Origin of the sequence: Bacillus sp. SIMBA_008 (assembly GCF_046535495.1) — a bacterium.
GTDB lineage: Bacteria > Bacillota > Bacilli > Bacillales > Bacillaceae > Bacillus > Bacillus subtilis.
This window is the reverse complement of record NZ_JAWRWL010000179.1, coordinates 1-329: the sequence shown is the minus strand read 5'-3', so window position 1 is coordinate 329 and position 329 is coordinate 1. Positions and strand designations below refer to the sequence as shown.

The window sequence follows — 329 nt, the reverse complement described above, 5'->3', positions numbered from 1 at the left end:
CCCGAGGGTCTGTTCCTGAAGGACTTCGATGGCAAGTCGATCAGGCTGGCCTCGCAGGCGGAGAGGGACTTCTTTGGTGGAGCCAGATCCGTCTCGAATGTCGCCTTTGAGAAGGCAATGAAGAGTTCCAACGGAATTGATTACCTTGATTACGATTACTCCAGAATTCTGGTGAGCGAGGCTGAAAGAAGAGTCGTCCCTCGCGCTTGATCAACCTGTGGCGATCGGCCTGGCATCCCTCTCGTTGGCGGCTCACAAGCGCAAACACCCTGGAAGCGGCCGCCCCTGCGCTTTGCCGTACGCCACCCGGGGGGTACGGACCCACCCCG

General features: G+C 59.3%; 1 protein-coding gene. It reads left to right on the top strand.

Features of this window, described 5'->3' with window-relative positions:
* Positions 1-210: hypothetical protein (locus SB658_RS22715; RefSeq protein WP_410602493.1), on the top strand; the 210-nt coding region annotated here is incomplete at its 5' end.
* Positions 211-329: the final 119 nt, after the last annotated feature.